1 protein-coding gene is annotated in these 316 nt (G+C 67.7%); it reads right to left on the bottom strand.

Features of this window, described 5'->3' with window-relative positions:
• On the bottom strand, window positions 1–316 hold a 316-nt coding region (locus tag DX909_RS29390; protein WP_128548881.1), incomplete at both ends, for a DUF4331 family protein.

Below are 316 nucleotides of genomic sequence, written 5' to 3'. Positions count from 1 at the left end.
CCGTTGGGAAACCCGTCCATGTTGGGAATGAACTGCAGATTCGGATTCGTGTACATCGGATCGGTCAGCCCCAGCACGGCCGCCTGCACCAGCCCCAGCGAGCTGAACCTGGGGTCGTTGCGGGGCGTGGCCGGCACGGCCATGTTCAGCCGCAGCATGTCGCCCAGCGTGGGCAGGAAGTTGTGGATGAAGGGCTTGCCGGCCGCCAGGGGGTTGCCCGCCTTGCCCGTGGCCAGCTGGTAAGGCCGCAGGTTGGGCACGCCCGTGTAGAAGATCGGCAGCAGGTCGACGGCCCGGGGGCTGGCGTTGTCGGGCA

This window comes from Larkinella soli, from assembly GCF_003703975.1.
GTDB lineage: Bacteria > Bacteroidota > Bacteroidia > Cytophagales > Spirosomataceae > Larkinella > Larkinella soli.
This window is presented reverse-complemented; position numbering and strand designations above follow the sequence as displayed.